At 71.0% G+C, this 24,658-nt stretch carries 23 protein-coding genes, 1 pseudogene and 1 riboswitch; of the genes and pseudogenes, 8 read left to right on the top strand and 16 right to left on the bottom strand.

Annotated features, from left to right (window positions below; translation table 11 throughout):
* Positions 1–74: 74 nt before the first annotated feature.
* Together EIL87_RS01375 and EIL87_RS01370 are read right to left on the bottom strand one after the other, a co-directional pair.
* Positions 75–665 (bottom strand): hypothetical protein, encoded by a 591-nt coding sequence (locus EIL87_RS01375; RefSeq protein WP_125088267.1) that lies wholly within the window; start codon positions 663–665, stop codon positions 75–77.
* Positions 659–1,108: a hypothetical protein gene (locus EIL87_RS01370; protein ID WP_125088266.1), complete on the bottom strand. Its 450-nt coding sequence runs from the start codon at positions 1,106–1,108 to the stop codon at positions 659–661. Before EIL87_RS01370 ends, EIL87_RS01375 begins: the two co-directional genes overlap by 7 nt.
* Before the next feature lie 206 nt (positions 1,109–1,314).
* Here EIL87_RS01370 and EIL87_RS01365 point away from each other — a divergent pair, with 206 nt between their 5' ends.
* Complete coding sequence (locus tag EIL87_RS01365) at positions 1,315–2,070, top strand: type I methionyl aminopeptidase (protein ID WP_233575933.1); 756 nt, start codon at positions 1,315–1,317, stop codon at positions 2,068–2,070.
* Between the two features lie 7 nt (positions 2,071–2,077).
* Here EIL87_RS01365 and EIL87_RS01360 read toward each other — a convergent pair whose 3' ends face one another.
* The 4 genes and pseudogenes from EIL87_RS01360 to EIL87_RS01350 form a co-directional block, all read right to left on the bottom strand.
* Positions 2,078–3,295 carry an MFS transporter gene (locus EIL87_RS01360; protein WP_125088265.1) on the bottom strand — a complete coding sequence of 406 codons (1,218 nt, stop codon included), beginning with the start codon at positions 3,293–3,295 and terminating at the stop codon, positions 2,078–2,080.
* Positions 3,292–3,468 (bottom strand): hypothetical protein, encoded by a 177-nt coding sequence (locus tag EIL87_RS26685; protein ID WP_158628559.1) that lies wholly within the window; start codon positions 3,466–3,468, stop codon positions 3,292–3,294. The genes EIL87_RS01360 and EIL87_RS26685 overlap by 4 nt, the downstream gene beginning before the upstream one ends.
* Positions 3,469–3,722: 254 nt before the next feature.
* Positions 3,723–3,767, bottom strand: a pseudogene (locus tag EIL87_RS27880) (hypothetical protein); the annotation flags it as partial.
* Positions 3,768–3,956: 189 nt separating this feature from the next.
* Positions 3,957–4,877: a quinone oxidoreductase family protein gene (locus EIL87_RS01350; RefSeq protein ID WP_125088264.1), complete on the bottom strand. Its 921-nt coding sequence runs from the start codon at positions 4,875–4,877 to the stop codon at positions 3,957–3,959.
* Between the two features lie 95 nt (positions 4,878–4,972).
* Here EIL87_RS01350 and EIL87_RS01345 point away from each other — a divergent pair, with 95 nt between their 5' ends.
* A complete protein-coding gene (locus EIL87_RS01345) occupies positions 4,973–5,428 on the top strand; it encodes a MarR family winged helix-turn-helix transcriptional regulator (RefSeq protein ID WP_233575932.1) in 456 nt (151 codons plus the stop codon).
* On the opposite strand, the gene EIL87_RS01340 is transcribed toward EIL87_RS01345, so the two are convergent.
* On the bottom strand, positions 5,416–6,420 hold the full coding sequence (locus tag EIL87_RS01340; protein WP_125088263.1) for a translation initiation factor eIF-2B alpha/beta/delta subunit family protein: 1,005 nt from the start codon (positions 6,418–6,420) through the stop codon (positions 5,416–5,418). The two genes, EIL87_RS01345 and EIL87_RS01340, sit on opposite strands and share 13 nt — an antisense overlap.
* Before the next feature lie 188 nt (positions 6,421–6,608).
* On the opposite strand from EIL87_RS01340, the gene EIL87_RS01335 reads away from it, so the two are divergent.
* Positions 6,609–7,412 (top strand): ABC transporter ATP-binding protein, encoded by an 804-nt coding sequence (locus tag EIL87_RS01335; RefSeq protein ID WP_125088262.1) that lies wholly within the window; start codon positions 6,609–6,611, stop codon positions 7,410–7,412.
* An 88-nt stretch (positions 7,413–7,500) separates the two neighbouring features.
* Here the strand turns inward: EIL87_RS01335 and EIL87_RS27230 are convergent, their stop codons facing one another.
* The 3 genes from EIL87_RS27230 to argG all read right to left on the bottom strand — a co-directional run bounded on the left by EIL87_RS27230 (position 7,501) and on the right by argG (position 10,553).
* Positions 7,501–8,091 (bottom strand): hypothetical protein, encoded by a 591-nt coding sequence (locus EIL87_RS27230; protein ID WP_233575931.1) that lies wholly within the window; start codon positions 8,089–8,091, stop codon positions 7,501–7,503.
* 310 nt (positions 8,092–8,401) lie between these two features.
* On the bottom strand, positions 8,402–8,974 hold the full coding sequence (gene mug / locus EIL87_RS01325) for a G/U mismatch-specific DNA glycosylase (RefSeq protein WP_125088261.1): 573 nt from the start codon (positions 8,972–8,974) through the stop codon (positions 8,402–8,404).
* Between the two features lie 163 nt (positions 8,975–9,137).
* Positions 9,138–10,553 carry an argininosuccinate synthase gene (gene argG, locus EIL87_RS01320; RefSeq protein ID WP_125088260.1) on the bottom strand — a complete coding sequence of 472 codons (1,416 nt, stop codon included), beginning with the start codon at positions 10,551–10,553 and terminating at the stop codon, positions 9,138–9,140.
* A 177-nt stretch (positions 10,554–10,730) separates the two neighbouring features.
* Positions 10,731–10,796: riboswitch (guanidine-III (ykkC-III) riboswitch) on the top strand.
* Between the two features lie 22 nt (positions 10,797–10,818).
* Here argG and EIL87_RS01315 point away from each other — a divergent pair.
* Positions 10,819–11,133: a DMT family transporter gene (locus EIL87_RS01315; protein ID WP_125088259.1), complete on the top strand. Its 315-nt coding sequence runs from the start codon at positions 10,819–10,821 to the stop codon at positions 11,131–11,133.
* Between the two features lie 36 nt (positions 11,134–11,169).
* Here EIL87_RS01315 and EIL87_RS01310 read toward each other — a convergent pair whose 3' ends face one another.
* From EIL87_RS01310 to EIL87_RS01295, 4 genes are all read right to left on the bottom strand, one after another.
* A complete protein-coding gene (locus EIL87_RS01310) occupies positions 11,170–11,499 on the bottom strand; it encodes a winged helix-turn-helix domain-containing protein (RefSeq protein ID WP_125088258.1) in 330 nt (109 codons plus the stop codon).
* Positions 11,496–11,963: a hypothetical protein gene (locus EIL87_RS01305; RefSeq protein WP_125088257.1), complete on the bottom strand. Its 468-nt coding sequence runs from the start codon at positions 11,961–11,963 to the stop codon at positions 11,496–11,498. The genes EIL87_RS01310 and EIL87_RS01305 overlap by 4 nt, the downstream gene beginning before the upstream one ends.
* 1,281 nt (positions 11,964–13,244) lie before the next feature.
* Positions 13,245–13,523 (bottom strand): hypothetical protein, encoded by a 279-nt coding sequence (locus tag EIL87_RS27225; RefSeq protein ID WP_233575930.1) that lies wholly within the window; start codon positions 13,521–13,523, stop codon positions 13,245–13,247.
* Between the two features lie 1,474 nt (positions 13,524–14,997).
* Complete coding sequence (locus EIL87_RS01295) at positions 14,998–16,410, bottom strand: LCP family protein (RefSeq protein ID WP_125088256.1); 1,413 nt, start codon at positions 16,408–16,410, stop codon at positions 14,998–15,000.
* Positions 16,411–18,108: 1,698 nt separating this feature from the next.
* Between EIL87_RS01295 and EIL87_RS01290 the strand changes: the two genes are divergently transcribed.
* Both EIL87_RS01290 and EIL87_RS01285 read left to right on the top strand, forming a co-directional pair.
* Positions 18,109–19,137, top strand: a complete 1,029-nt coding sequence (locus EIL87_RS01290; protein ID WP_125088255.1) for a tyrosine-type recombinase/integrase — start codon at positions 18,109–18,111, stop codon at positions 19,135–19,137.
* A 75-nt stretch (positions 19,138–19,212) separates the two neighbouring features.
* On the top strand, positions 19,213–19,608 hold the full coding sequence (locus EIL87_RS01285; protein WP_125088254.1) for a VOC family protein: 396 nt from the start codon (positions 19,213–19,215) through the stop codon (positions 19,606–19,608).
* 879 nt (positions 19,609–20,487) lie between these two features.
* On the opposite strand, the gene EIL87_RS01280 is transcribed toward EIL87_RS01285, so the two are convergent.
* A complete protein-coding gene (locus tag EIL87_RS01280) occupies positions 20,488–21,348 on the bottom strand; it encodes an EamA family transporter (RefSeq protein ID WP_233575929.1) in 861 nt (286 codons plus the stop codon).
* 69 nt (positions 21,349–21,417) lie between these two features.
* Between EIL87_RS01280 and EIL87_RS01275 the strand changes: the two genes are divergently transcribed.
* Together EIL87_RS01275 and EIL87_RS01270 are read left to right on the top strand one after the other, a co-directional pair.
* On the top strand, positions 21,418–22,278 hold the full coding sequence (locus EIL87_RS01275) for a LysR family transcriptional regulator (RefSeq protein WP_125088252.1): 861 nt from the start codon (positions 21,418–21,420) through the stop codon (positions 22,276–22,278).
* A 121-nt stretch (positions 22,279–22,399) separates the two neighbouring features.
* On the top strand, positions 22,400–23,884 hold the full coding sequence (locus EIL87_RS01270; protein ID WP_125088251.1) for an NCS2 family permease: 1,485 nt from the start codon (positions 22,400–22,402) through the stop codon (positions 23,882–23,884).
* Between the two features lie 33 nt (positions 23,885–23,917).
* Here the strand turns inward: EIL87_RS01270 and EIL87_RS01265 are convergent, their stop codons facing one another.
* Positions 23,918–24,655, bottom strand: coding sequence for an SDR family oxidoreductase (locus EIL87_RS01265; protein ID WP_125088250.1), 738 nt, complete (start codon positions 24,653–24,655; stop codon positions 23,918–23,920).
* Positions 24,656–24,658 lie beyond the last annotated feature (3 nt).

The raw sequence follows: 24,658 nt of genomic DNA, 5'->3' as shown, positions 1-24,658 counted from the left end.
CGGAGTCCACGGAGCCGCTCAGGTCCTGCCACCCGCACCGCCCAGCACAACGACCTCAACGAAGATTCCGAGACCTAATCCTGGACTTCGACGAGGTGGCAGGGGTGCTGCGGTCGCAGCCTGCGCCGGTGGCCGCTGGTGAAGGTCACCTTCACCAGCTCGTCCGCCTCGATGTCCTCCACGATGCCCACGGGGCCGATCGGGCCGTAGAGCCGCACGGGCATGCCCGGGCGCAGTCGGGCTGCCGGCAGGCGGCGCAGGTTGGTGGCGCGGGAGGCCGGTCGCAGCCGCCGCGTCCAGGTCCACCAGGCCAGCACCCCTGCCACGGCCAGCACCAGCGGCAGCCACGTCCACAGCCAGGTCAGGGCCAGTCCGGCGGCCAGTCCGCTCAGCGCCGCCCACACCCCTGAGGAGATCGTCACGGGCCCGATCTGCAGCCAGCCGGTGGTGCGGATGGTGCCGTCGGGCAGGGTGCCGCGCGGGGGCGTGGGTGGGGCTTGGTCGGGGAAGTCGAGGTCTTCGCCGACGTCGCGGCGCTGCGAGTGCGTCGGGGCTTTGGCGAGGGTTTCGTGGCCGTGCAGCGCTTGCTCGCGGACGGGGGTCAGTTCGCCGAGCATGAGGGTGTCGTACTCGGTCTGCGGTGCCTGGCGGTCGGGGGTCACCATTCGCGCCACCTCCAGGTGCCGTCGTCGTAGTCGCACACGTAGCGGTCGCCGTCGTCGCCGCGGCTGACGTCGCCGGGATCGTCGCAGGGCTGGCCCTCGGCGACCTCCGGCTGCGAGGTCGACCGGCCCGTGCTGGTCGGCGCCGGCTCCAGGCTCGAGGTCGTCGGCGGCGGGGGCGGTGCAGGTCTCCGGGTCGTGCGCGGGGTGCTGCGCGTCGTGCTCGGCGCCGAGGTCGTGGACTCGCTGGTGGTGGTCGGTGCGGGCGGGGGCGCCGGCGCAGGGGGAGGTGCCAGCGGGGGCGGTGGTGCTGCCGTGCTGGGCGCGGCCGGTGGAGCGGCGACCGGCTGGGGTGCGGGTGTGGCGGTGTGGGTCGTCTCGGGGGTGGCGGGCAGGTTGGCCGCCACCCCGGATCCGGTGGCCACGATCAGAACTGCGGCGGGCACCAAGCGCACCACCAGGGGGCTTCGCCACCACCGGCGGAGCCAGACGGGGGGTTGGGCGGGCACGTGCGGCGATCTCCTTCGTGCGGGGTCCCGCGCACTTTACGTGATTGTTGCCGAATCCGTCTCGGATCTTCACTGAAAACCATTGGTGGTCACGGGTTCAGCACGAACCACCACGCTCGGTCAGTGTCCACTGTGGTGAGTTCGTGTCGGTGCGGCAAGGCATCATCGGGGGTGTGGTGATCGAACTGCGCGACCGGGATGAGATCGAGGCGCTGGAGGCGGCCGGGTCGGTGGCGGCCGCGGTCCTGCGCGCGGTGGGCGAGCACGCCGTGACCGGGGTGTCGCTGGCCGAGCTCGACGAGGTCGCACGCGAGGTCGCCGACCGGGCCGGAGCTCGCCCACTCGGCGACCAGGTGATCAGCACCTCGCTCAACGACGAGATCACCGGCGGCCCACCGGATTCCCGGGTGCCCGAGGACGGGGACCTGCTCAGCGTGGCCGTCACGCTCCACCTGGAGGGCTGGTGCACCCGCGCGGCCACCAGCCTGGTCCTGGGCACCGCACGCCCCCAGGACCAGGCCCTGATCGATGCCACCCGCCAGGCCCTGGCCGATGGCATCGCCGCCGCCCAGCCCGGAGCGCGGCTGGGTGCTGTGTGCCGCGCGATCGGCCTGGTCGGGCGCAGCGCCGGATACGGCATCCCTCCACTGGGCGGTCACGGCCTGGGCAGGCAACCTCGGCAGGAACCGGCGGTGCCCAACGACGGCCACCCCGGCCGCGGGATCCCGCTGCGGCCCGGTCTGGTGCTGAGCATCGAGCCGATCTTCACCGCAGGCGGCCGCGACCACCTCGAACGCGACAACCCGATCGTGCGCACCGGCGACGAGAGCCGCGCGGCCCACGTCGGCCACACCCTCGTCATCACCGACCACGGCCCGCGCGTCCTCACCGCCAGCTGAGCCCGCGTCAGACCGTGGCTGCCGCTGCGGTGGGTGGGCGCTCCAAGCCGCGCCACGCGGGGAACAGCAGCGGGCACAACGACATCCCGGTGGCCGCCGCGGCGAACAGGGCGAAGGAGGCGATCAGGCCGATCTGCGCGCTCACCGCCCCGGCCAGCACCGTGCCCAGCGGCATCCCCGCCAGAGCCGCGGTGGAGATCACCGCGTAGGCCCGGGCCCGCATCGCTGGTGGGGTGCGTTCGGCCTTGACCGCACCGAGGATCGGGTTCAGCGGCCCGAAGGCCAGCATGAGCACGCGGCTGAGGGCCACCAACAACCACAGGGGCGGCTGCAGCGCGAAGATCGCCGCGCGCGGGCCCAGCACCAGCAGGTAGCACACCGCCACGGTCGGGCGGCGGGGCCAGCGCAGGCCCAGCAGGGCGAAGCCGACCGAGCCGACGATCAGGGCCGCGGAGGTGGCGGCGAACACCGCGCCCAGCTGCACCGGTGAGCCCAGCACCTGCACCCCGTAGGCGGGCACCAGCACTGTGAACAGGCCGGCGTTGAGGCCGTTGGTCACCGCCACCATGGACATGATCGCCAGCAGGGTGCGGTCGCCGAGCACGAAGCGCCACCCCTCGCGCAGGGCCGCCACCCCTCGCGATCGCGGCCCTGAGCGCCTGGTTGCCGGCAGGCAGGCCTGGGTGATCGCGGCGGCGAGCAGGAAGCTGACCGCGTCGAGCAGCAGTGCCGCCGGTGCGGAGAGCACCGCGATGACCACACCGGCCACCGGGGCGCCCAGCGCGTGCGCGCCCTGCTGAGGTGCGTCGTGGGCGCTGGTGACGCGCTCCACCGCCATCCCGGTGCGGGCGGCGATGTCGGGCACCAGGACGTGGCGTGCGGTGCCGGCCGGTGCGCGCGCCAGGCCCAGCGCTGCTGCCAGGGCGATCAGTGCCGGTTCGGTGAGGGCCTCCAGGTGGTGCAGTGCGGGCACGGTGGTGACCACGGCTGCGGCGGTGAGGTCGAAGGTCACCGCCGCGCGGCGTGCTCCCAGCCGGTCCACCCACCCACCGCCGATCGCCGAGCCCACCAGCAGGCCGGTGGTTTCGGCGGCGACGACCAGGCCGGTGTGCAGGGTGCCGCCGAGGGCCACCAGCGCGAACCAGGGGATGGCCAGCATGGTCATCCCGGTGCCCAGCCCGGAGATGGCGGTGGAGGCGATCAGGCCGGCCAGCTGCCGGTTCACGGGTCGACCCGGCGGCGGGGCAGCAGGTGCCAGTGGTCGATGACCTCGGTGTCGTCGTCGCGGCGCGGCCTGCGGTGGCGCTGCACGAGCTCGGTGATCTGGTGGCCGAGTTCGGCGGCTTCCTCGGCGCTGAGCCACAGGCGCTCGTCGGAGAGCCGGCCACCGATCGCCACTGTAGTGGGTGCTCGCCCATGGTGGCGATGTAGGTGGCGACCTGGTCGTGGTGCGCGGTGTTGGCCGCGTGCAGGTAGGTCGCCAGGGGGCCGGCCAGTTCGGGGTCGCGGGAGAGGGCGGCGGGGTCGAGGGAGGTCAGCTCGTGGGCGGCCGCCCACCACCGTTCGCGGCGGTTGCCGCGTCCGGTGTCCTCGACGACCAGCCCGGCCCGGGCGAGCTGGCGCAGGTGCCAGCTGGTGTTGGCCGAGTTCTCACCGAAGCGACGGGCCAGTGCCGTGGCCGTGGAGGGCCCCTCCATGCGCAGCGCACTGAGCAGCCGTACGCGCAGCGGATGGGCCAGGGCCCGCAGCTTCGCGGCGTCGAGCTCGACGACCTCCGGCTGGGTCCGCTCATCCATGCTCTGACAGCACGATCGCAAAGAACGTTTGCAAAGTGGCTTTGTGGTCCGGGCTGCAGGAGCGGGGTGCTCGCTCCTGCAGCCCGGGGGTCAGTCCACGACCAGCACCACCTTGCCGAGGTTGGTGCGGGACTCGATGGCCTCGTGGGCCCGGTGGGCTTCGGCGAGGGGGATCTCGGCGTGCACCCGGGTGCGCAGCCAGCCGTCGCGGTGCCAGTCCCACAACTCGTCGCGCCAGCACGCCAGCAGCGCCGGCTTGGACGTGGTGGCCATCCGGAACCCGGTCGCCGAGGCCGTCCGCGACATCAGCTCGCCGGCGGGGATCGAGCCGGGTTGCGCGCCGAAGGCCACCAGGCGTCCGCTGCGGGCCAGCGCCCGCACCGACTTGCCCAGCAGCTGCCCGCCCACTCCCTCCAGGGCCACGTCGACCGGCTCGCCCCAGCTGTCCGCGTCGTAGTCCACGACCGTCTCGGCGCCCAGCGCGGTGAGGTAGGCGCGCTTGTCGGCCGCGGTGCTGACCGCGGCGATCACGCGGGCGCCGTGGGCGCGGGCCAGTTGCACCGCCATCGTGCCCACGGCACCGGCCGCGGCGGTGATCAGCACCGTCTCGCCGTGCCCGAGCAGCCCGAGAGCGCAGGCCTGGCGCGCCACGAGGCCGCTGCGCACCAGTGCCACCGCGGTGGTGGCGTCGGCGTGGTCGGGGATGCGGGAGGCCATGTCCTCGCTCAGCAGCGCCAGATCGGCGTAGGCGTGCTCGAAGCACAGTCCGGTGACGCGATCACCGATGCCGAAGCCGCGCACTCCCGGACCCAGGGCTTGCACGACCCCGGCGATCTCGCCGCCCAGCGGTACCGGTTCGGGGGCCTCGCGCACCCGTCGCACCATCGGCAGGGTGACGCCGACGGCTTCGCAGCGCACCAGCAGCTGGCCGGGGCCGGGCACGGGGGTGGGGGCGTCCTCGACGAACAAGACCGCGGGGCCGCCGTGGACGGTGTAGTTGACGCGTCGCATCACGCACTCCTGACCAGATCGATGGGTTCACCAACGATCCGACGGTAGAGCAGGTCTCGTTGGGGAGTCCAACGAATTTAGGTTAGGATGCCGACGTGGCCGACTCCCGCAGCACCCGAGCCCTGCAGCACATCCAGTCCCTGCCCAGCTGGCTGACCGGCCGCGTCGCCGCCCGCGGCCGCGACCTCGTCGCAGCCGCTCTGGCCGCCGAAGGCCTGCGGCTGAGCCAGCACGCCGTGCTGGCCGCCGTGGCCGAACACGGGCCGCTGGCCCAAGCCGACCTCGTGCGCCGCCTGGAGATCGACCCCAAGGACGTCGTCGGCCTGGTCAACGAACTGCAGGGCAAAGGCCTGCTGCAGCGCCGCCCCAACCCCAGCGACCGCCGCAAGAACGCCGTGTCGGCCACCCCCGAAGGACTGGCCACCCTCCAGCGCTGCGCCACCCTGGCCGACCAGGCCAACCAGCAGCTGCTCGCCCCGCTGAGCACCGCCGAACGCGAACTGCTGATCACCCTGCTGCAACGGCTGCAGCGCGACGATCACGACCAGTAGCGGTGCACCTCGGCCGGGCTGAACGCGCCGCGGTCGGTGACCACCGTGCTCACCCACTGCGGGTCGGTGACGTCGAAAGCCGGGTACAGGCCGCTGACCTTCTCGCTAGCGCTGCGGCGCCCCAAGGTGTGCAGGACCTCTCGGCCGTCGCGGAACTCGATGGGCACCTGCGCGCCCTCGCGCGCATGCGGGTCCGGGGCGTGGCACAACGCGTGGAAGGGCACCCCGAAAGCCCGGGCCGCCACCGCCAACTGCAACGTGCCCACCTTGTTGACCACCGACCCGTCCAGCGTGACCCGGTCGCTGGCGGTCACCAGCGCATCCACCCGGCCCTCGCGCATCAACGACGCCGGCATCGCGTCGGTCACCAGCGTCGTGGGCACCCCCATCTCGGCCAGCGACTCCGCGGTCAACCGCGCCCCTTGCAAGTACGGGCGGGTCTCGGTGCAGACGAACTCCGGAGCCTTGCCCTGCTCCAGCAACGCCTCCACCAGTCCCAGCAAGTAGAGATCACCCCAGCAGTGGGTCAGCACCCGCGCACCGTGCCCCAGCAGCGCCGCCCCCGCGCGACCCATCTCCCGGCACCGCCGCCGGTAATCGGCATCCCCGGCACGAGCCCCCTCCAACGCCGCAGCCGCGACGTCCTCGCGCTCGGCGATGGCCTCCAGCACGAACGCCGCGGCCTTGCGCGGCTGGTCGTTGGTCGGACGCGTGGCGATCAACCGGCGCGCCGCCGCGCCCACCCGCTCCCGCGCCACCTGCGGATCGTCACCGTCGGCCTCACGCGCGGCCAGCACCAGCCCCCACAGCACCGCGAAGTAGGGGCCCGAGGACTGGGTGACCATCTCCTCGACCGCCCGCGCGACCTCCTCCACCGTGCGCGCGTGCACCCACCGGTGCTCGAACGGGAACACCCGGCGATCCAGGACGTGCACCCCGTCATCGCCCAAGCGGACGCTGTCGGCAAGAACGGGCGCAAGACGAGAAGACATCGAACCCTCAGAGGCAGGACGGAGGAACACGTGCGCGCCGAAGCCTAACCAGCCGCTCGCGCCCGCCCGGCCGCCACCAACTCGTTTGCTAAGCTCACCACCGCGATGATCGCCGCACCCGGCAGGCTCGATCTCGCCCGAGCAGCACGCAACACCCGCGCCGGCAGGCGCACGCGAAGGACACCGCCGTGACCCCACCCCGCCCCACCGGCACCGGCCCGGTGCTGCGCGCCACCGACGTCGACGTCGTCCGCGACGGCACCCACCTGCTCAGCGACATCCGCCTGCAGGTCCACCCCGGTCAGCACTGGGCACTGCTCGGACCCAACGGCGCAGGCAAGTCCACCCTGCTGCACCTGCTCGGCGCCCAAGGCCACCCCACCCGCGGCAGCGTCGAAGTCCTCGGACACCGCCTCGGCGCGGTCGACATGCGCGCCCTGCGCAGCCTCGTCGGCCACATCAACCCCCGCCACCCGCTGCGAACCCCGCTGAGCGTGCGGCAGGTCGTGCTCACCGGCGCCACCAACACCACCGAACTCGTCCCGCGCCGGCAGCCCACCGACGACGAAGAACACCGCGCCGAAGAACTGATCAGCCTGCTGGGCATGACCGAGCGCGCCCACGCCCGCTGGAACACCCTCTCGCAAGGCGAACGCGGCCGAGCACTCATCGCCCGCGCCCTCATGCCCCAGCCACGGCTGCTGCTGCTCGACGAACCCGCCACCGGCCTGGACCTGGCCGCGCGCGAACAACTGCTGACCAGCCTCGAGGACCTGCGCACCGGCCACCCCGAGCTGGCCACCGTCCTGGTCACCCACCACCTCGAAGAACTCCCGCCCGGCACCACCCACGCCATGCTGCTGCGCGAAGGACGCTGCCTGGCCGCAGGCGCAGTCGCCGAGGTCCTCACCAGCGATCACATCAGCAAGTGCTTCGACCACCCGGTGCACATCACCCGCGACCACGGGCGCTGGCACGCCCGCGCCCGCTAGCGACAACAACGGAGGCGGTGGCCTGGGCACGGGCGCAGGATGCAGGTCTGCGCCCGTGCCGAGACCACCGCCTCCGAGCAGGACGTGCTCAGCGCCGCTTCTTCGGCGGGTCCTTGCGCAGCAGGTCCGGCCCGATGATGCGACGCACCACCCGGCGCATCAAGCTGCGCTTGCGGGCCGGCGGCGTCGCGGCCGGACGCTCCTCGACCGGGGGTTGCGGGCCGGTCACCGCCGCCGGCGGTGCCGCGGCGATCTCCGGGTTCAGCCGCTTGGCGAACTCCGGCTGCTCATCACGGATCGCGGGGATGTAGGGCTGGGTGACCTCGACGTGCTCGGGCACCGGCGGCGGCGCCATCGGCGGCTGCTGCGCCCCCGCACCCGGCGGCACAGACGGCATCGAGGGCATCGAAGCCGGCTCGTCGCTGTAGAAGGCCTGGAAAGCCGTGTCCCCGGCGATGTCCCGGCCCTGGGTCTCAGGTTGCGGGGAGAACGGCGCCTCAGGTCGCGGTGCGAACTGCGTCTCCGGCTGCGGCGAGAACTGGGTCTGCGCACCGGGGTTGAGCGCCTCGGCGAAAGTCGTGCCCTCCGACATCGCGGTGCTCGGGCGCGGCGGACGGGCCTGCGGCGCGGGTTCCTGCACCGGCTGCTGCGGGGACGTGGCGGTCTGGAACTCACCCACCTGCGGGGCACCGTTCGGGGGAGGCATCGAGCCGGGAGCCGGCTGAGCAGGCTCGCTCACCTCGTCCACGGGCAACTCGCCCCTGATGCGCGTCTGCGGCGGTCCCGGATCCGGCTGCTGCTGTTGCGCTTCCGAGGGGACCACGGGCTGGAACCACGGTCGAGCAAGATCGTCTTGAATAGTCATCCGTATCGACTCTGCGTCAGCAAACGGCCAATGTCACCGGATCGGGGACTTCCTTTCCGGCGGGGCAGACCCTACCGGTAACGGACCGGTAAAGCACACCCCCTGTTCGGCAGCACACGATCATTCACCCGCACCGGCACTCCTCACCGGCCATCACCGCCTGCCTGAGCTGCCCGAACTCCGCGGCGAGCGTGCCCGCGCTCCAATGCGCGTTCAAACCACTGGGATTGGGCAACACCCACACCCCGGCCTCACCGATCGTGCGCTCCTGGCGACCGAACGTGGCGCGCTTGGCGCCGAAAGCGGCCCGGTAGGCGGTGATGCCCACCACCGCCACCCACTGCGGTTGGTAGCGCTGCACCTTCTCCGACAGCGCCTGCGCCCCGGCCTGCAGCTCCTCATCGGTGAGCTCCGCGGCCTTCGAGGTGGCCCGGTCCACCAGGTTGGTGATGCCCAGCCCCAGCTCCAGCAACTCCGACTGCTCCTGAGGGGCCAACTGGCGCGGGGTGAAACTGCTGGCGTGCAGCACCGGCCAGAACCGGTTGCCCGGCCGCGCGAAGTGACAACCCGTCGCACCCGACCACAAACCCGGGTTGATCCCGCAGAACAAGACCTTCAAACCCGGCGCCAGCACATCACCGATCGTGGCCCCACTGGCGGCTTCCAGCTCTTGCGCACTCGGCCGGTCACCCGACAACTCGCACCTCCGCAACCCGACCCCGGTCCATCACCGGACCTTAACCACACCGAACGCGGCCGCCGCACCCAGCGCCCCCGCACGCCGGCGGTCGCGGGGCTGATGCGATCATGGCCGCTCGCGCGGTGCGACCCGCGCGAGCGGCCATGGCCCGCATCCGTGCTCAGTCGGTTCCCGACTCCATCGCCGCGCGGTCCAGCGCCTGCGACTCGGACTCCTCGGCACCCACCGACGCGATCGCCTCAGCGCCACCGGCCTGCAACGAGCCCACCAGTTCGGTCTGGGCCTTGCCCACCAGACCCAGCTGCGCATAGCTCTCCAGCTTCGCCCGCGAATCGGCGATGTCGAGGTTGCGCATCGTCAACTGGCCGATCCGGTCGGTCGGGCCGAACGCGGCGTCCTCGGTGCGCTCCATCGACAGCTTGTCCGGGTGGTAGGAGAAGCTCGGGCCCCGCGTGTCGAGGATCGAGTAGTCCTCACCGCGGCGCAGCCGCAGCGTCACCTCACCGGAGACCGCCGAACCGACCCAGCGCTGCAACGACTCCCGCAGCATCAACGCCTGCGGGTCGAACCAGCGGCCCTCGTACATCAACCGGCCCAGCTTGCGGCCCTCGTTGTGGTAGGCCGCCACGGTGTCCTCGTTGTGGATGGCGTTGACCAGCCGCTCGTAGGCGGCGAACAGCAACGCCATGCCCGGCGCCTCGTAGATGCCGCGGCTCTTGGCCTCGATGATGCGGTTCTCGATCTGGTCGCTCATGCCCAGCCCGTGCCGGCCACCGATCGCGTTGGCCTCGTGCACCAGGTCGACCGGCGAGGAGAACTCCTTGCCGTTGATGGCGACCGGACGGCCCTGCGAGAAGGCGATCGTGACGTCCTCGGCCGCGATGGCCACCGACTCGTCCCAGAACCGCACACCCATGATCGGCTCGACGATCTCGATGCCGGTGTCCAAGTGCTCCAGCGACTTGGCCTCGTGCGTGGCACCCCAGATGTTGGCGTCGGTGGAGTAGGCCTTCTCCGCCGAGTCCCGGTAGGGCAGGCCGTGCTCGACCAGCCACTCCGACATCTCCTGACGCCCGCCCAGCTCCTGGACGAACTCCTCGTCCAGCCAGGGCTTGTAGATCCGCAGACGCGGGTTGGCCATCAGCCCGTAGCGGTAGAACCGCTCGATGTCGTTGCCCTTGAACGTCGACCCGTCGCCCCAGATCTGCACGTCATCGGCCAGCATCGCGCGCACCAGCAGCGTCGCGGTCACCGCCCGGCCCAGCGGCGTGGTGTTGAAGTAGGTGCGCCCACCCGAGCGGATGTGGAAGGCACCGCAGGACAGCGCGGTCAGGCCCTCCTCGACCAGCGCCTCGCGGCAGTCGACCATGCGCGCGATCTCGGCGCCGTAGTCCTTGGCCCGGCCCGGGATCGAAGCGATGTCGGACTCGTCGTACTGCCCGATGTCAGCGGTGTAGGCGCACGGCACAGCGCCCTTGTCGCGCATCCAGGCCACGGCGACGGAGGTGTCGAGACCCCCGGAGAAGGCGATGCCGACCCGCTGGCCGACCGGCAGAGACGTCAGAACCTTGGACATGCGGAAAGTTTATGCGACCAGATGTATGGTTATCCACCCGGGTCGCCCATCGGTGTGGCACCTCACCTGCGGCCCTCACGCTCGGTGCGAAGCCACCCTGGCAGTGACCGACGCGCTGGTAGGCGGCGGTGGCCGAGCTCACCGGGTACCCGCAGCCCGCCCACCGCGGCCGCCGGGCACAATCGAGGGCGACGAGGAACCGGACGAGGCGCACCGTACCTGGCCATGCAAAGACGGTGCAGGCGCGTGGGGAGCGCGCGACGTCATGGCTTGGCTCATCCTCATCATCTCCGGCGCCTTCGAAGCCGTGTGGGCGGTCGCCCTGAGCAAGTCCGAAGGCTTCAGCCGCCTCGCGCCGTCCCTGGTGTTCGCCGTCGCGCTGGCCATCAGCATGGGCGGGCTGGCGATCGCCATGCGCACCCTGCCCGCCGGCACCTCCTACGCCGTGTGGGTGGCCATCGGCGCGGTGCTGACCGTCGGCTACTCCATGGCCACCGGCGACGAGGCCCTCTCGCCGGTCAAGATCGCGCTGCTGCTCGGGCTGATCACCTGCGTCGTCGGCCTCAAGCTCGCCCACTGACCGCCGCGACTCCGACCCGCGCAAGGGCAGGTGCGCTCAGGCCGAGTCGAGGGCGTTGCGCAGCCGGGACAGCCAGTCCAAGTGGCTGCGGATCGCGTCGTGGCCGAAGGGGGTCAGGCGGAACCACGTCCGCGGCCGCCTGCCCACCGAACCCTTGCGGACCTCGAGGTAGCCGGCCTCCTCGAGCGTGCGGCTGTGCTTGGAGACCGCCGAGTCGCTCACCCCCAGCATGTCGCGCGCCGTGGCGAACTCGACCCAGTCCGCGCCCTGCAGCAGCGCGCACAGCGCCAGCCGCGGCCCGGTCTCGAAGATCGGGTGCCGGCCCGAGCCCTCCTCGGCGCGGGCGGTCCGGTCGTGCTCGGTCATGGCCGGACCCGGCCCTCTTCGAGGTCCCGGCGCATCGCCGAACGCGTCTTGAGCTGCGTGGCCAGCACCAGCAGCGCCACCACCGGCAACACCAGCAGCGCGAAACCGCGCTGGCCTGCGCCCACCAGCGCGGTGATGCCGAGCAGACCGCCCAGCGTGACCGCGACGCTCGCCAGCCACCACGGCCAGGCGCCGGGGTAGGAGCCGATCCGCTTGGGCAGGGACACCCCCGAGCGCCGACGACGCCCGAAGGAGTAGAACGACGAGGCGATGCCCACCGCCGCGATCACCCACGTCACCGCCGAGGCGCCCGTCGCGTTCAGCCAGGAGATCCAGATCGGGAGCCCGGCCACCAGCACCATGCCGATCCCGAACAGCACCCAGTAGGCGGCCGGGAACTGGCTGTGGGCCGCCAGCTGGCGGCGTGCGTGGGCGACCTGGTCGAGTTCAGGCGTTCCTGACATCAGCGGCTCTCCGATCCCAGTTCGTTTTCCAATTGGAAAGTGTACGCGAATTGGCAAGACCTTGCCAGATGCCAGGCCGCACCCCGGGGTGGTGGTCCCCCGGGGGAGCGTGGATGAACGACGGATCGCTCCGCGTGCACGCGCGAGCTCGCTGCCGCTGCGCGCAGCGCCGATCGGTCGAACCGGGCGCCGCCGGATCCCGGGATGCCGCAGTCCTGCCTTGTGCTCGATCTCGCCGACGAGCTTGGGCTCGGTGCTCTCTCGGCAGCTTGGGACTGCTGCGGTCCGCGCTGGGACGACTGGGTTACCTGCGAGGCAGGACCGCCGATCCTCGCAGCGGCCCGACGACACCGAAGGCACGTCGAGCGCCACCCGGCTCGACGTCCCCGACCCGGGCCGACTGAGTCCCGACCCACGTCATCTACCCACCAACCAGCTCCCGGCGGCATACCAGAGCCCAGGCTCTTTCGACCCACCGAGATTCCCCGCGCTCCTCGACCAAGAGACCGGAGGAATGCGCGGACGCCTCCTGCTCGCCCTCGGCCTATGAACCAGCTGTTGACACGGCTCTTCGGCACCCGAGGACCCAACGCCTGGCTTGTCTGGCGTGCTCAAGTCCGTCCCACCGGGACACCGCAGCCGGTTCGCCGTGCGAAATCCACGTTGCCGGAGGCGCTCTCGTCCCGGCGCTCGCGGTGCCGCTCTTGGACGGTCTTGATCTGCCGTTGCCAGCCGTGCGTCGTCAGGCAGCGGGACAGCGGCACCTGGTCCAGCGTGGGCGACTCGGGCGTCAGGGCGGCTTCTCCGACGGAGTTCTAGAACGCAGGCCAGGGGCCGCCGGTCAGTCTCCTGAGGGGTGTGGGTAAACGCCTGTGGCGACCAGCCGGTCGATGCGGGTGCTGACACGGCGGCACCCCGGAGTTCGGCGACGACCCGTGGTCGAGAGCCGCCGCGGTGGAGGGGCGCGCCGTCGACCCTGAGCGTGTCGAATCCGACGCCCAAGGACCACGTGCGCTCCGCGGGGTGCTCGGTCCACCCCGACCCCCGCCGACCACGCGCCCGCTCTCCGGGGAAGTACCGCGAGATCCTTCGCGGTGGAATGGGCCGAAAGGGACCTATCGCCCGAACGTCACCCCTCTCGGCCGGGCGATCGCTGCGACGGGCCGTGATCCACCGGCTTCCGGGCCCACAGCGGAAAACGTCACTGACGAATCCCTGATCAGCGCCTCAGGCGGTGGGGCAGAACCGCCGCAGGGAAGCGGGCCCGAGTCCCACGGGTCCTCACCCGCGGGGTGTGCCGTACCAACGCCACGTGGTCAGACGCGGGCGCCCGGGTAGTTCCGCGCGGCCGGTCGACCACAGCAGGGTCGTCCACGGGTCGGTGGAGGTGGGGGCGTCGGGGAAGAGCCGGTCGAGGACCTTGGTGCAGACCTCGGCAGGCGGGTTCCAGGTCAGCGGCAAGTCTTCGATGACGTCGTGGGTGTGCACGAGCGTCTCGACGATGCCCATCGCCGCGAACCCTTCGGGATCGGAGGTGCCGTAGACGTGGAAGGAACGCATGCGTGGCCGTGCTGTGCGCACCATCGCCACCAGCAAAGCCGCCGTCGCCTCCACAGTTTCGAGCAGTCCCTCCGGTCCGGAGCCCGGGTCGGCGTGCACTGTGTTCCACGGGCCGCCCTGCGCCGCGGCTGCCACACGAACGGCACGGGCCGCTCCGCGGACGGTTCAGCGGGACCGAGCTGCACGGCGTAGGAGAACAGGTCATCGCTGAGGTGCTCGACGGTCTCCCAACGATCCCACTCCAGCGACCGGGCCTGTGAACGCCACCCCTCCTCCGGCACCTCGCGCAACACCGCGATGGCCAGCTGCACAGCACGAGCAACGTCATCGGCGTTCACTGCTGATCGAGACATCTCCGAACCTTAGCGCCGTTCCCCCTTGAAGGTGCCAGGAACAGCTCCTCCAGTCGCCCATGCCGAGAGCACGGTGCCGTCGCCGCCCAGAACGTCGGGAGGACGAGTACGGGACGGCACCCATGGGCACCCAGCTCCCGAGCTTCGGCGTTCCCCCTTGACCGGAAAATCGAAGAAGGTGACCACGCCGATGATCAGCCGGGAACCACCACGACTCAAACCCAGCGGGTCGCCACGCTGACAATGGCCGAAACAGCAGGCGTGGTCGGGTTCCTCGACTCCGTCCTCCCTCACCCTCAGCGTGAGTGGGCAGGCCGCCCAGCAACATCCGAGAAGCGGCGCAGACGTAGGCGTGCCCCAGGGCCGGCTCCGGCCCAAGCCAGCGGGTGACAACGAGAGAGCGCCTGGGATTGCGTGGTCGTCACGAACTCAGGTTTTCCTGCCCGGCTCATCCACGGCGAACCGCGGCAATTCGGTGCGCGGCCCGCTCAGCAGCGGTAGTGCCGGCCACGGGACTCCGCCACCCCGGCCGAGCTGTGCGCGGCGTTCGAGCCGGAGGAGTCACCTCGTCTCCCCAAGGCTCGAACGAGCAGCGGCGGGGAGCCCCATCTCGCTCCCGCGCCGCGCCAGTGCGTCCGAACTTCGCGCGGAGTTCGGCCCCGGAAGCTCCACGTCGAGGTTCGCGCGAAGTTCGGCAGAGGACCTTCGACGGCATCGCCGCGCACCTGTTCCAGCGGCATCATGCGTGTTCACCGCGACGTCGTGTACTGGCTTGCACCAGGAGCCGCGCAACCACGAAGCCGCTCAAGTCCCGGTCGGGCTCGAAAGCCCGCGTGTGGCGGGGTCACAGCGCCAACTTCTCGCGGGAGGGCCTCACCTCACGCGAGAAGGCCTTCGCTTGAGGGGTGGTGGACGTTTCGCGCGAAACGTCCACCACCCCTCAAGCGAAGGCAGAAAGCGGTGACGAGGGTGGCGCCCGTCTGCGCCGCCTCACGGAAGGTCTCTCAGCGAGAGGAGGGTCCCGGGTCTCCGCGCAGGGTCGGGGTCTGCGCGGAGACCCGGGGTCGCTGCTCGGCGTGCGAGCCCGTCAGGGCCGAGCAGCGTCGGCGAGGTGGCTGCCCTCAGCAAGCCGCCGCCACGCGGCTGTTGGCCTGCACAGCGGTGGCCTGCGGTTCCTCGCCGGCTTCGGACTGGGCGACCGTGTCCTTGGCGACCGCCCGGATGTGGTTGAAGTCGGGATTGCTCGGTTCGATCAGAGGTGGCATGAACTGGACGCTGCCGGCCGGTTCCACCTTGTTCGCCAAACTCGCGAGGTCCTGGAGCATGTCGGCGGGGATGTCGGTGCGGAAGTTGTCCTTCGCCGCCGCGGCCACCTGGTGGTAGTGGTTCAGCACCGTCAGCGGGTCGGCCTGCTCGGCGAGCGTGGAGAGCATGCACCGCTGCCGCTCCATGCGGTCGTAGTCGCTGGCCCCGGTGCGCGAACGGGCGTACCACAACGCCTGAGCGCCGTCGAGGTGCTGCGGCCCGGGCTGGAAGAACGCGCCGGTGTTGCCCATCGGCATGCTGCGCGCGACGTTGACGTCGACGCCGCCCATCGCGTCCACGAGTTCGCGGAAACCTTGCATGTTGACCTGCGCGAAGTAGTGCACCGGCATGCCGAGGACCTCCGAGATCGTTCCCTTGAGCAGGTCCGCGCCGGGGTTCGGGGAACCGGGCATGAGACCGGGGTCGTGGTCCTCGCCTTCGCGGTAGACGCCGTTGAGCAAGCCCGGATAACCCTCGGGGTACTTCGCCCTCGGGGGTCCTTCCGGCATCGGCGCCTTCTGCAGGTTCCGCGGCAGGCTCAGCAGCACGGTCCGGCCGGTGTCCTGGTCCACACTGGCCAGGACCATCGTGTCGGCTCGCGTGCCGACGCGTCCGTCACCCGCGTCGCTGCCGAGCAGCAGCACGTTGAGCCGGTCGACGCCCGGCAGCGGTTTCGCCGATTCCGCGGGGTCGTCGCTGTCGGCGGCGGCGGCCGACGAGCGGCTGCCGCCGCCGTCGGCGAACACGGCGTTGATCAGGTCGTACTGGGAGTAGGCGTAGTGGGCCACGAGCGCAGGCGGAGCGGCAACCGCCACGCACAGGGCGAGCACCGCGATCCGCCCGGTGCGGGCGCGGCGCCGGGAGAGGCACCGCGGCCGCACCGCGTTGTAGGAGGTGATCACGAGGAGGATCCAGATGGGGATGACCACGATCGCGGTCGTGGCGACCAGCAGCAGCACCGCGGGACGCACAGCCGCTCCCACCAGGTGCTCGCGGTCGAGGGTGAGCACGGCGAACGCCACGGACAGCCAGATCAAGCCACTGAAGACGACGAGGACCGTCGCGGTGCGTCGGCGCCCCGCATGCCAGTGAGCCACGCCCGGGGTCAGCACCGACAGCAGGGTCAGCCACAGCGCGCGCCGTCCTGAAGTGTCCGCAGTGGACCGCTCGGACCTCTCGGGGAAAGGCTCGAAATCAGGGGGAGCGGGGTTGATCGTACCTTGCGTCATGTCAGCGAGAGTGATCCGCTCCACTGCACCCCGCAGCGCCACGTCGGGGGTGATCACACTATCTGATGATCTACTGGCGGCGTTTCGACCAGGTGTTGATCAACAGTGTGCAACCACCCGCCCCCAACGCGAGGGTCGTTCACACGCACGAGCTATCAGCTGCGCGACTCGAAAGACCCTCGCAGCAGTCACCGCGGTGCACTCCTCGCGTCTCGCGCGACCGCGGTGGAAGTCGAACCCTCCGAAGTCGGAGGTCGACCACCACGACCCGCTCGCCTTCGACGAGGGAACCTCGGACTGCCTGAGGATCCGCCAAGTCGGCCCGCCGGGGTGGTGCAGGCGTGAGGTGACGGCGTGCCGACGTCCACGGTCAGGCGCCGATGCCCGGCTCGACTCGCGCGCCGGGGAGGCGATTCTGCGCACATCGATCCACCGACCAGCGAGCTCACCGCCGGACCTGGAGCGCGCCTCGACGATCCTGGGCCGCTCGTCAGTGGCACCGACGGGATGTCCTGTTCACCGTGCTGGCGCTCGCTGTGCGCGACTGAGCTGCGCACGACCTACAGCCTGGACGCGCTTGGCTGACCTCGGTGTCCTCGCTGGTCAGGTTTTCCGCTCGCTTCGCCTCCGGACCGTGCTCGCTGCAGTGCGGACCGGCGATCGTGCCCCGAGACACTCGAACCGCCCGTTGATCGACGTCCGCGCGAGCGGGGGATCTCGCTGAGCGAAGCGGCGTTCGCCGTGCAGTGGGTTCACGCCTTGCGACTCGCGGCACGAAGCTCTCCGCCGAGCGCGGCATCGACTACCCCTGCGTCCGCGACGGCGTGCTCATGGCCGGGTGGAACGCCCAACGCGAGGTCCGCTCTGCGGAGCCGCGCATCGGCAGCACGCCACCGACCGCTCGAAACCCGCGTCACACGTCAGACTGCAGGATGCGGCTTCTGGCTGCGCGCCTGGTGCCCCGGCCAGCGCGGGCACGTGGACGTCCACACCCGGCAGGGGCATGCCCTGGTTCGAGGTCACCGCCGACCACGCCGATGCCGAGAGCGCTCGACGAGGACTGGCGTGGTGACACCGTCAACGCGGACCGATCCTCCTGCGCCTTGTGCGCTGCTGGTGTGAGTCGACGTCCGAGTCATCGACACCGGTTCTGGCGTGCCGACGATGGCAAGCAGCACCAGTTCGGCGTCGAACAGTGCTGCCGCCGATGCGGACGGTTCCTCGTGCGCGCTCCCGCTGCCTCGGCGAAGAATGGTGCGCGCGAGCGTGGAGCAGACCTGTGCACGACTGCGGGGGCACGTGCTTCCTCGTGCGGCAAGCCTCCGCACCTGCTGATCAGCGACCCGAGGGTCGCGAGGGTGCCCACCTCGACAGCCGAGCCGGCTTGCCCGGGCAGCTCAAAGCCAACCGCTCCCACTCCCTGGCCGGCGAGCAACCGAGTCGCTGACCGCGGCGGGTCCTCTCCGTCGCCCGGGCGTGTTCTCGTGCCGCGCCGACAGCCGGCGGCGGTCGCGCCCGAGCCCCGGTAGCGCGCAACCGCCGATCCATCGGCTCCCCGCTAGTTCTCGCGGCCTCCGCATCCTTCTGAAACTGATTACGTTACTAACGTTATGAAGTAAACGAAACGGAACTGCGGCCCGGGAAAACGCTGGGAACGACACCGCGCATAATCGCGCTTATGTGCGGTAAGGTGGGAGCGTGGAGATCGAGACGGCGCCGAGCGGTGGGGTAGCGGGACGTCGGGCGCAAACGGAACTGCTGGCCACGGCCACGCGCACCGGTCACAGCCTCAGCGCGCTGATCGCCTCGTGGCTGGGCTCGTTCACCGACTCCTCCGACACCCGCCAGGCCTACGCGCGCGATCTGCGCGAGTACCTGGACTGGTGCACCCGCCGCGACCTCGAGCCCGTGACCGTGCGGCTGCCCGAGGTGCAGATGTACGCCGCCGAACTGGCCGCCACGCCGAACCCGCGCACCGGGCGGCCCCCGGCCGCCAGCACCCGCGCTCGCAAGCTCGCCGCGGTCTCGAGCTTCTACACCTACCTCGTGCGCGCCGGCGCGATCGACGCCAACCCAGCGCGGGATGCCGCCCGGCCCCGCTACGACCGCAGGCACTCACCCACCGCGAGCGTCTCGGCCGAGCAGGCCGGTGCGATGCTGACCGGCGCCGGCCAGTACCAGCACCGCACCCTGGGTCCGCAGGCCGCGGCGCTGGTCATGGCGCTGTTGATCGACCTGGGCGTGCGGGTCTCGGAGCTGTGCAACGCCGACCTGTCCGACCTGGGGCAGCGCGAAGGCACGCGGGTGCTGACCGTGCGGATGAAGGGAGGCAAGGTGCGCATCCGCCCGATTCCGCGCGGGCTGCACGGGGTGCTGGACGCCTACCTGCAGCAGCGCCCCGATGCCGACACCGACGCGCTGGTGATCACCCGGGACGGCCGGCGGGTCAACCGGCACCAGATCTACCGGCTGGTGCAGTCCACGGCAGGCCAGGCCGGGGTGCCGATGCCGCAGCGCATCACCCCGCACTCGATGCGCCACACCTTCAACACCATCGCCCGCCAGCACGGCGCGGCCCTGGAAGACCGCCGCGACGCGCTCGGACACTCCTCAGCGGCGATCACCCAGCTCTACGACCACGTGGCGCTGTCGCTGAGCCGCGACCCGGCGCACCTGGTGGCCGAAGCGACCCGCACACCCCCGGATTCCGATGATCATTCCCCATGATCATTTCAGTCACGGTGACGAAAAAATCTTGGTCGGCCGCCGATGAGTTCGCGGCCCGCGGGTGGTCCACAGAGCATGGCTACTCACACGCAGACACCCACCACCGTCAACAGCATCGGCGTCACCATGTTCACCGTCGCCGACCAGGACGCGGCCAAGCGGTTCTACACCGAGAAGCTCGGGTTCGAAGTCCGCGGCGACACCCCCTTCGGACCCAACGGCGAGTACCGCTGGCTGGAGGTGGCCCCTCCGGGCTCGACCGCACGGCTGGCGCTGAACCCGCCCATGGGCGGGCAACCCGGCGGTGGCGGCATCGGGGTGGAAACCCCCGACGCGCACGCCGAGCACGAGCGGCTGCGCTCCCTCGGTGGTGTCCAGATCGACTCCGAGCCGGAGAGCAGCCCCGGAGCTCCGCTGCTGTTCATGATCAGCGACCCGGACGGCAACCACATCGCCATCGTCGAAGTCTGACCTCGAGCCCACCACCTCGGGGGAAGAGGGTGGTGCGGGGTGGCCTCGCCGAGCGCCGCCCCGCACCACCGGCGAACGGCGCCCCTGTCGCGCCCGCTCGTAGGGCGAGCGGCTCGGAGGAAGCCGTCCGAAGTGCGGGGTCAGCGAGCCCGCCAGCCGCCAGGTGCGTAGCGCCGGGTTCGGCGAAGAACGCTCCCTGAGCGCCAGTCGGCGGAGGCTCCCCAGCCCGGGGCCCTGGCTGAGCCACCTGCCCACCACTCGCCCTGCCGGCCACCGCGGCGCCCGGATCACGAAGGCCGGTCACGACGGTGCACGTCGACGATCGGTCCACGCATCGGCTCACGATGGCGCGCCTCGGACTCACCACTAGATCTCCCACCACGGCGGAGATCCGTCGTAGCCGGATGTCTCCCGTCGTCGCAGAAGAACGGATCGCCCCGGCCCCTCGATCATCCGGGCTTCCGGGGCTGGTGGGGTGGACGCGCGGGTGGCCGAGGGGTGATCTCCGCACGCAACCAGGGATCTGATGACTGCTGGTTTCAGGTAACCGTCCTCGCAGCAGTCGGTGACGTCTTGCCCCGGTGCTCCGCCAGCCCGATCACCGGATGTCAGCGTGTGCCGGAGCTGCGCACGGGCGAGGGGAGGGACCACTGCGGTGATCGGGTGCGTGGTCACCGGGGTTTCGGCTGGTCGGACCTGCTGCAGACGGAGGTCTGCAGTGGTGGGGTTTTGGGGCTGGTGGTGGTCAACACGTGCGGAGGCAGAACCCGCACCCGAGGTGCGGCGACGCAGCACCAGCAAGCTGCTCGTACCGCAGGGTCGCCGCCCGTGACCTCGCGCGACATCGCGCAGAGCGGCCCCCTGCCCGGCGGGAACGGGTTATCGGCGGGTGAGGATCGTGGTGGCGTTGGCGGTGACGATCGCGGCGATGGAGGCCCACTGCGCGGCGTCGAGGTGCTGGTCGAGGATGAGCATGCCGGTGGTGGCGGCCAGGACCGGGTTAAGGCTCATGAAGATCGCGAACAGCGGGGCCGGGACGTGGCGCAGTGCCAGCGCGTCGCACAGGAACGGCACCGCCGAGGACAGCACGCCTGCGGTGATCGCGCAGGCCAGCGCGGGCGCGGTTGGCGGGTGGGTCACGAGCACGGCGATGCCGATCGGGACGAACACCAAGCCGGAGAGTCCGCAGGCGGTGGCGGTTCCCTGGGCACCGGGCAGGCTGCGTCCCAGCGCCCGGTTGAGCAGGATGTAGCAGGCCCAGCACACCGCGGCCAGCAACGCCAAGCCCATGCCGAGGTAGTCGGTGGTGGGTTGCGGGCGCATCAGCACCGCCACGCCTGTTGCGGCCAGCAGCGCGCATCCCAGGTCGGTGCGGCGGCGGGATCCGGCCAGGGCGACCGCCAGCGGGCCGAGGAATTCCAGCGTGACGGCCAGTCCTAGTCCGATGTGGTCGATGGCGCTGTAGAGGGCGAGGTTGATGACCGCGAACACCGCGGCCAGGGCGATCACCAGCCGCCACTGCGCTCGGGTCAGCTCCCGCAGGCGGGGGCGGGTGAGGGCCAGCAGGAGCACGGCGGCCAGCCATTGGCGCACCGCGACGACCCCGGCCGGGGTGATGATGTCGAAGGCCAGCGAGCCGATCGCCGCACCGGACTGGTTGGACAGGGCGCTGCCCGACATCAACGCCACCCCGGCTCCACGTGAGGGTGCGGTCGGGGTGGGGGTGTGCACGGTGGTCATGGCGACGAGCCTGACGCCGCGGAACTGTTGCGCACAATGCATCCGCCACGCCACCGATACGCTCGATGCATGGACGTGGAGTTGCGGCAGCTGAAGTGCCTGGTCGCGATCGTGGAGGCAGGAACCTTCACCGACGCCGCCGCCGAACTCGGACTTTCCCAAGCGCAGGTCTCGCGCACCCTCGCCGGGCTGGAGAACACCCTCGGGGTCCGGCTGCTGCGGCGCACCAGCCGCCAGGTCGCTCCCACCGCCGCAGGCCACCGCGTGCTGGCGCGGGCGCGTCGAGTGCTGGCTGAAGTCGAAGAGCTGGTGCGCGACGCCACCAGCGGCGAGGCGGTGCTGCGGGTCGGCTACGCCTGGTCGGCGCTGGGTCGCCACACCGTGGCCTTCCAACGCAGGTGGGCCCAGGAACACCCGGAGGTGCGGTTGCAGCTGGTGCGCACCGGTTCCGCCACCGCGGGACTGGCCGAAGGCGCCTGCGACGTGGCGGTGGTGCGCTCCGAACCGGACCGCCGTCGCTTCACCAGCGTCGTGGTGGGACTGGAGCGCCGGTACTGCGCGATGGCCACCGACGACCCGTGGGCGCGGCGCCGTTTCGTGCGGTTGAGCGACCTCGCCGAGCGCACCGTGCTGCTCGACCGCCGCGCCGGGTCGACCACCCCGCAGTTGTGGCCGCCGGAGCAGCAACCCCGCTTCGAGCACACCTCCGATGTGGACGACTGGTTGACCGCGGTCTCCAGCGGACGCGTCGTCGGCATCACTTCCGAGGCCACCCTCACCCAGTACCGGCGCAGCGGTGTGGTGTTCCGCCCGGTGCGCGACGCCCCGCCGATCCCGGTGCAGCTGATCTGGTGGCGCGACGAACGCCATCCCCACGCCGGCAAGATCGTCGACCTGCTCACCGAGCTCTACCGGCGGCCGACGCGGTGAGGAGCGGGTCACCGCGGTGGAAGAACGGTGTTTCGTTTCGACAACCCGGGCCAGAACGGGCGCGAGGGAAGCCTAAGATCACCCGTTCGAGCCTGTCCGCGAACGCCATGGAGCGCAGCAGATGACCGAAGGTCCCCGCACCACGCCCTCACCACCGCGCAGCACCAGACCGGTGGGTGCGCTCGACCGCTACTTCGAGATCACCGCGCGCGGCTCGACGCTCTCCCGGGAGGTCCGGGGCGGTGTGGCGACGTTCTTCGCGATGTCCTACATCGTCGTGCTCAACCCGCTGATCGTGGGCACCGCCAAGGATGCGACCGGAACGACGCTGGGTGTGGCGCCGGTGGCCTCGGCGACCGCGCTGGTGGCCGGGGTGATGACGATCCTGATGGGCGTCGTCGGCCGCTACCCCTTCGCCCTGGCCGCCGGTCTCGGCCTCAACGCCTTCCTGGCCTCGGCGGTGGCGACCCAGATGACGTGGGCCGATGCGATGGGCCTGATCGTGCTCGAGGGCCTGATCATCACCATCCTGGTGCTCACCGGGTTGCGCACCGCGGTGTTCAACGCCGTGCCCCCTCAGTTGAAAACCGCCATCAGCGTGGGCATCGGGTTGTTCATCGCGATGATCGGTTTCGTCGACGCCGGGTTCATCCGCCGCGTGCCCGACGAAGCCGGCACGACCACCCCGGTGCAGCTGGGCATCGACGGCAACCTCGCCGGGTGGCCGGTGTTCGTCTTCGCCATCGGCCTGCTGCTGACCGCCGCACTGGTGGCCCGCCGCGTCAAGGGCGCGATCCTGCTGGGCATCATCTCCACCACCGTGCTGGCCATCATCGTCGAAGCGCTCACCCACACCGGCCCGTCCACCGGCGATGACGGCTCGAGCAACCCGCGCGGCTGGAGCCTGGTGGTGCCCGCCCTGCCCGAGAAGGTGCTGGGCGTGCCGGACCTGGGCCTGGTGGGCCAGTTCAACCTCCTCGGCTCGCTGGAGAACGTGGGCATCGTGGCGGTGCTGCTGCTGGTGTTCACCCTGCTGCTGGTCGACTTCTTCGACACCATGGGCACCGTCGTGGGCTTGGGCGCCGAGGCCGATCTGCTCGACCGCAGCGGCAAGCTGTCCGGCATCGGGCGGGTGTTCTTCATCGACTCGCTGGCCGCGGTCAGCGGTGGCGCGGCCTCGACCTCGTCGAACACCACCTACATCGAATCGGCCGCAGGCATCGGCGAAGGCGCGCGCACCGGACTGGCCAGCGTGGTCACCGGCGTGCTGTTCCTGCTGGCGATGTTCTTCACCCCGCTGATCTCCACCGTCCCGTTCGAGGCGGCCAGCCCCGCCCTGGTGGTCATCGGGTTCCTGATGCTCACCCAGATCCGCGGCATCGACTTCAGCGACTACGGCCTGGCGATCCCGGCGTTCTTGACCATCGTGGTCATGCCCTTCAGCTACTCCATCAGCGCCGGCATCGGCGTCGGGTTCATCACCTACGTGTTCATCCGCAGCGTGCAGAAGCGCACCCGGGAGATCCACCCGCTGATGTGGGTGGTCTCGGCGCTGTTCGTGCTGTACTTCTGCGTCGAGCCCCTCAAGGAACTGCTCGGCGTGTGAACCCGCGGTCTCTGAGGCGGCCTTCGCGCCGCCTCAGAGACCTCCGGCCACCCGCAGCACCGCACCGCTGGCATAACTGGCCTGCTCGCCCAGCAGCCAGGCGATGGCCGGGGCGATCTCCTCGGGCTCACCGGCACGTCCGGCCGGCACGCGGGCCGCGGCGGTCTCGACCCGTTCGGGCTTGCCCGCCCCGGCGTGGATGTCGGTGCGCACCAGCCCGGGTGCGACCGCGTTGACCCGGATGCCCTCTGCGGCCAGCTCTTTGGACAACCCCACCGTCAACGCCTCCACGCCGGCCTTGGCCGCGGAGTAGTGCACGTACTCGTGCGGCGATCCCAAGGTGGCGCCGCTGGAGGAGACGTTGACGATCGCCCCGCCCTCCCCGCCGCGGCGGGTGGACATCACCTGCACGGCACGCCGCGCGCACAAGATCGCGCCCAGCAGGTTCACGTCGAGCACGTGGCGGATCGTTTCGGTGGGGGTGTCGGCGAGGTCGGCGATGTGCGCGGTCAGCCCGGCGTTGTTGACCAGCCCTGTCAACCGGCCCAGGTCCGCGGCGGCGGTGAACAGGGCCTCGATGTCGGGTTCGCTGGTGACATCGGCGCGCACCGCCACCGCCCGCACACCGCGTGCTCGAGCCTGCTCTGCCACCTGCTCGGCGGCACGAGGGTCGCTGCGGAAACCCAGGACGAGGTCGTGGCCTTCGCCGGCCAGGTGCAGAGCTGTGGCCGCGCCGATACCGCGCGAGCCGCCGGTGACGATGGTGAGCATGCC

This window comes from Saccharopolyspora rhizosphaerae (genome assembly GCF_003931915.1).
Taxonomy (GTDB): domain Bacteria; phylum Actinomycetota; class Actinomycetes; order Mycobacteriales; family Pseudonocardiaceae; genus Saccharopolyspora; species Saccharopolyspora rhizosphaerae.
The sequence above is the reverse complement of the archived record's forward strand: the minus strand, read 5'-3'. Positions and strand labels throughout refer to the sequence as shown.

What these genes read in the sequence shown, in the direction of transcription:
- EIL87_RS01305 (WP_125088257.1), bottom strand. Translation starts at nt 11,963, where the DNA reads ATGTCAGGAACGCCTGAACTCGACCAGGTCGCCCACGCACGCCGCCAG.
- EIL87_RS01275 (WP_125088252.1), top strand. Translation starts at nt 21,418, where the DNA reads ATGGACGTGGAGTTGCGGCAGCTGAAGTGCCTGGTCGCGATCGTGGAG.
- EIL87_RS01315 (WP_125088259.1), top strand. Translation starts at nt 10,819, where the DNA reads ATGGCTTGGCTCATCCTCATCATCTCCGGCGCCTTCGAAGCCGTGTGG.
- EIL87_RS01295 (WP_125088256.1), bottom strand. Translation starts at nt 16,410, where the DNA reads ATGACGCAAGGTACGATCAACCCCGCTCCCCCTGATTTCGAGCCTTTC.
- EIL87_RS01270 (WP_125088251.1), top strand. Translation starts at nt 22,400, where the DNA reads ATGACCGAAGGTCCCCGCACCACGCCCTCACCACCGCGCAGCACCAGA.
- EIL87_RS01310 (WP_125088258.1), bottom strand. Translation starts at nt 11,499, where the DNA reads ATGACCGAGCACGACCGGACCGCCCGCGCCGAGGAGGGCTCGGGCCGG.
- EIL87_RS27225 (WP_233575930.1), bottom strand. Translation starts at nt 13,523, where the DNA reads ATGCGTTCCTTCCACGTCTACGGCACCTCCGATCCCGAAGGGTTCGCG.
- EIL87_RS01265 (WP_125088250.1), bottom strand. Translation starts at nt 24,655, where the DNA reads ATGCTCACCATCGTCACCGGCGGCTCGCGCGGTATCGGCGCGGCCACA.
- EIL87_RS01350 (WP_125088264.1), bottom strand. Translation starts at nt 4,877, where the DNA reads ATGCGACGCGTCAACTACACCGTCCACGGCGGCCCCGCGGTCTTGTTC.
- EIL87_RS01375 (WP_125088267.1), bottom strand. Translation starts at nt 665, where the DNA reads ATGGTGACCCCCGACCGCCAGGCACCGCAGACCGAGTACGACACCCTC.
- EIL87_RS01280 (WP_233575929.1), bottom strand. Translation starts at nt 21,348, where the DNA reads ATGACCACCGTGCACACCCCCACCCCGACCGCACCCTCACGTGGAGCC.
- EIL87_RS01285 (WP_125088254.1), top strand. Translation starts at nt 19,213, where the DNA reads ATGGCTACTCACACGCAGACACCCACCACCGTCAACAGCATCGGCGTC.
- EIL87_RS01340 (WP_125088263.1), bottom strand. Translation starts at nt 6,420, where the DNA reads ATGTCTTCTCGTCTTGCGCCCGTTCTTGCCGACAGCGTCCGCTTGGGC.
- argG (WP_125088260.1), bottom strand. Translation starts at nt 10,553, where the DNA reads ATGTCCAAGGTTCTGACGTCTCTGCCGGTCGGCCAGCGGGTCGGCATC.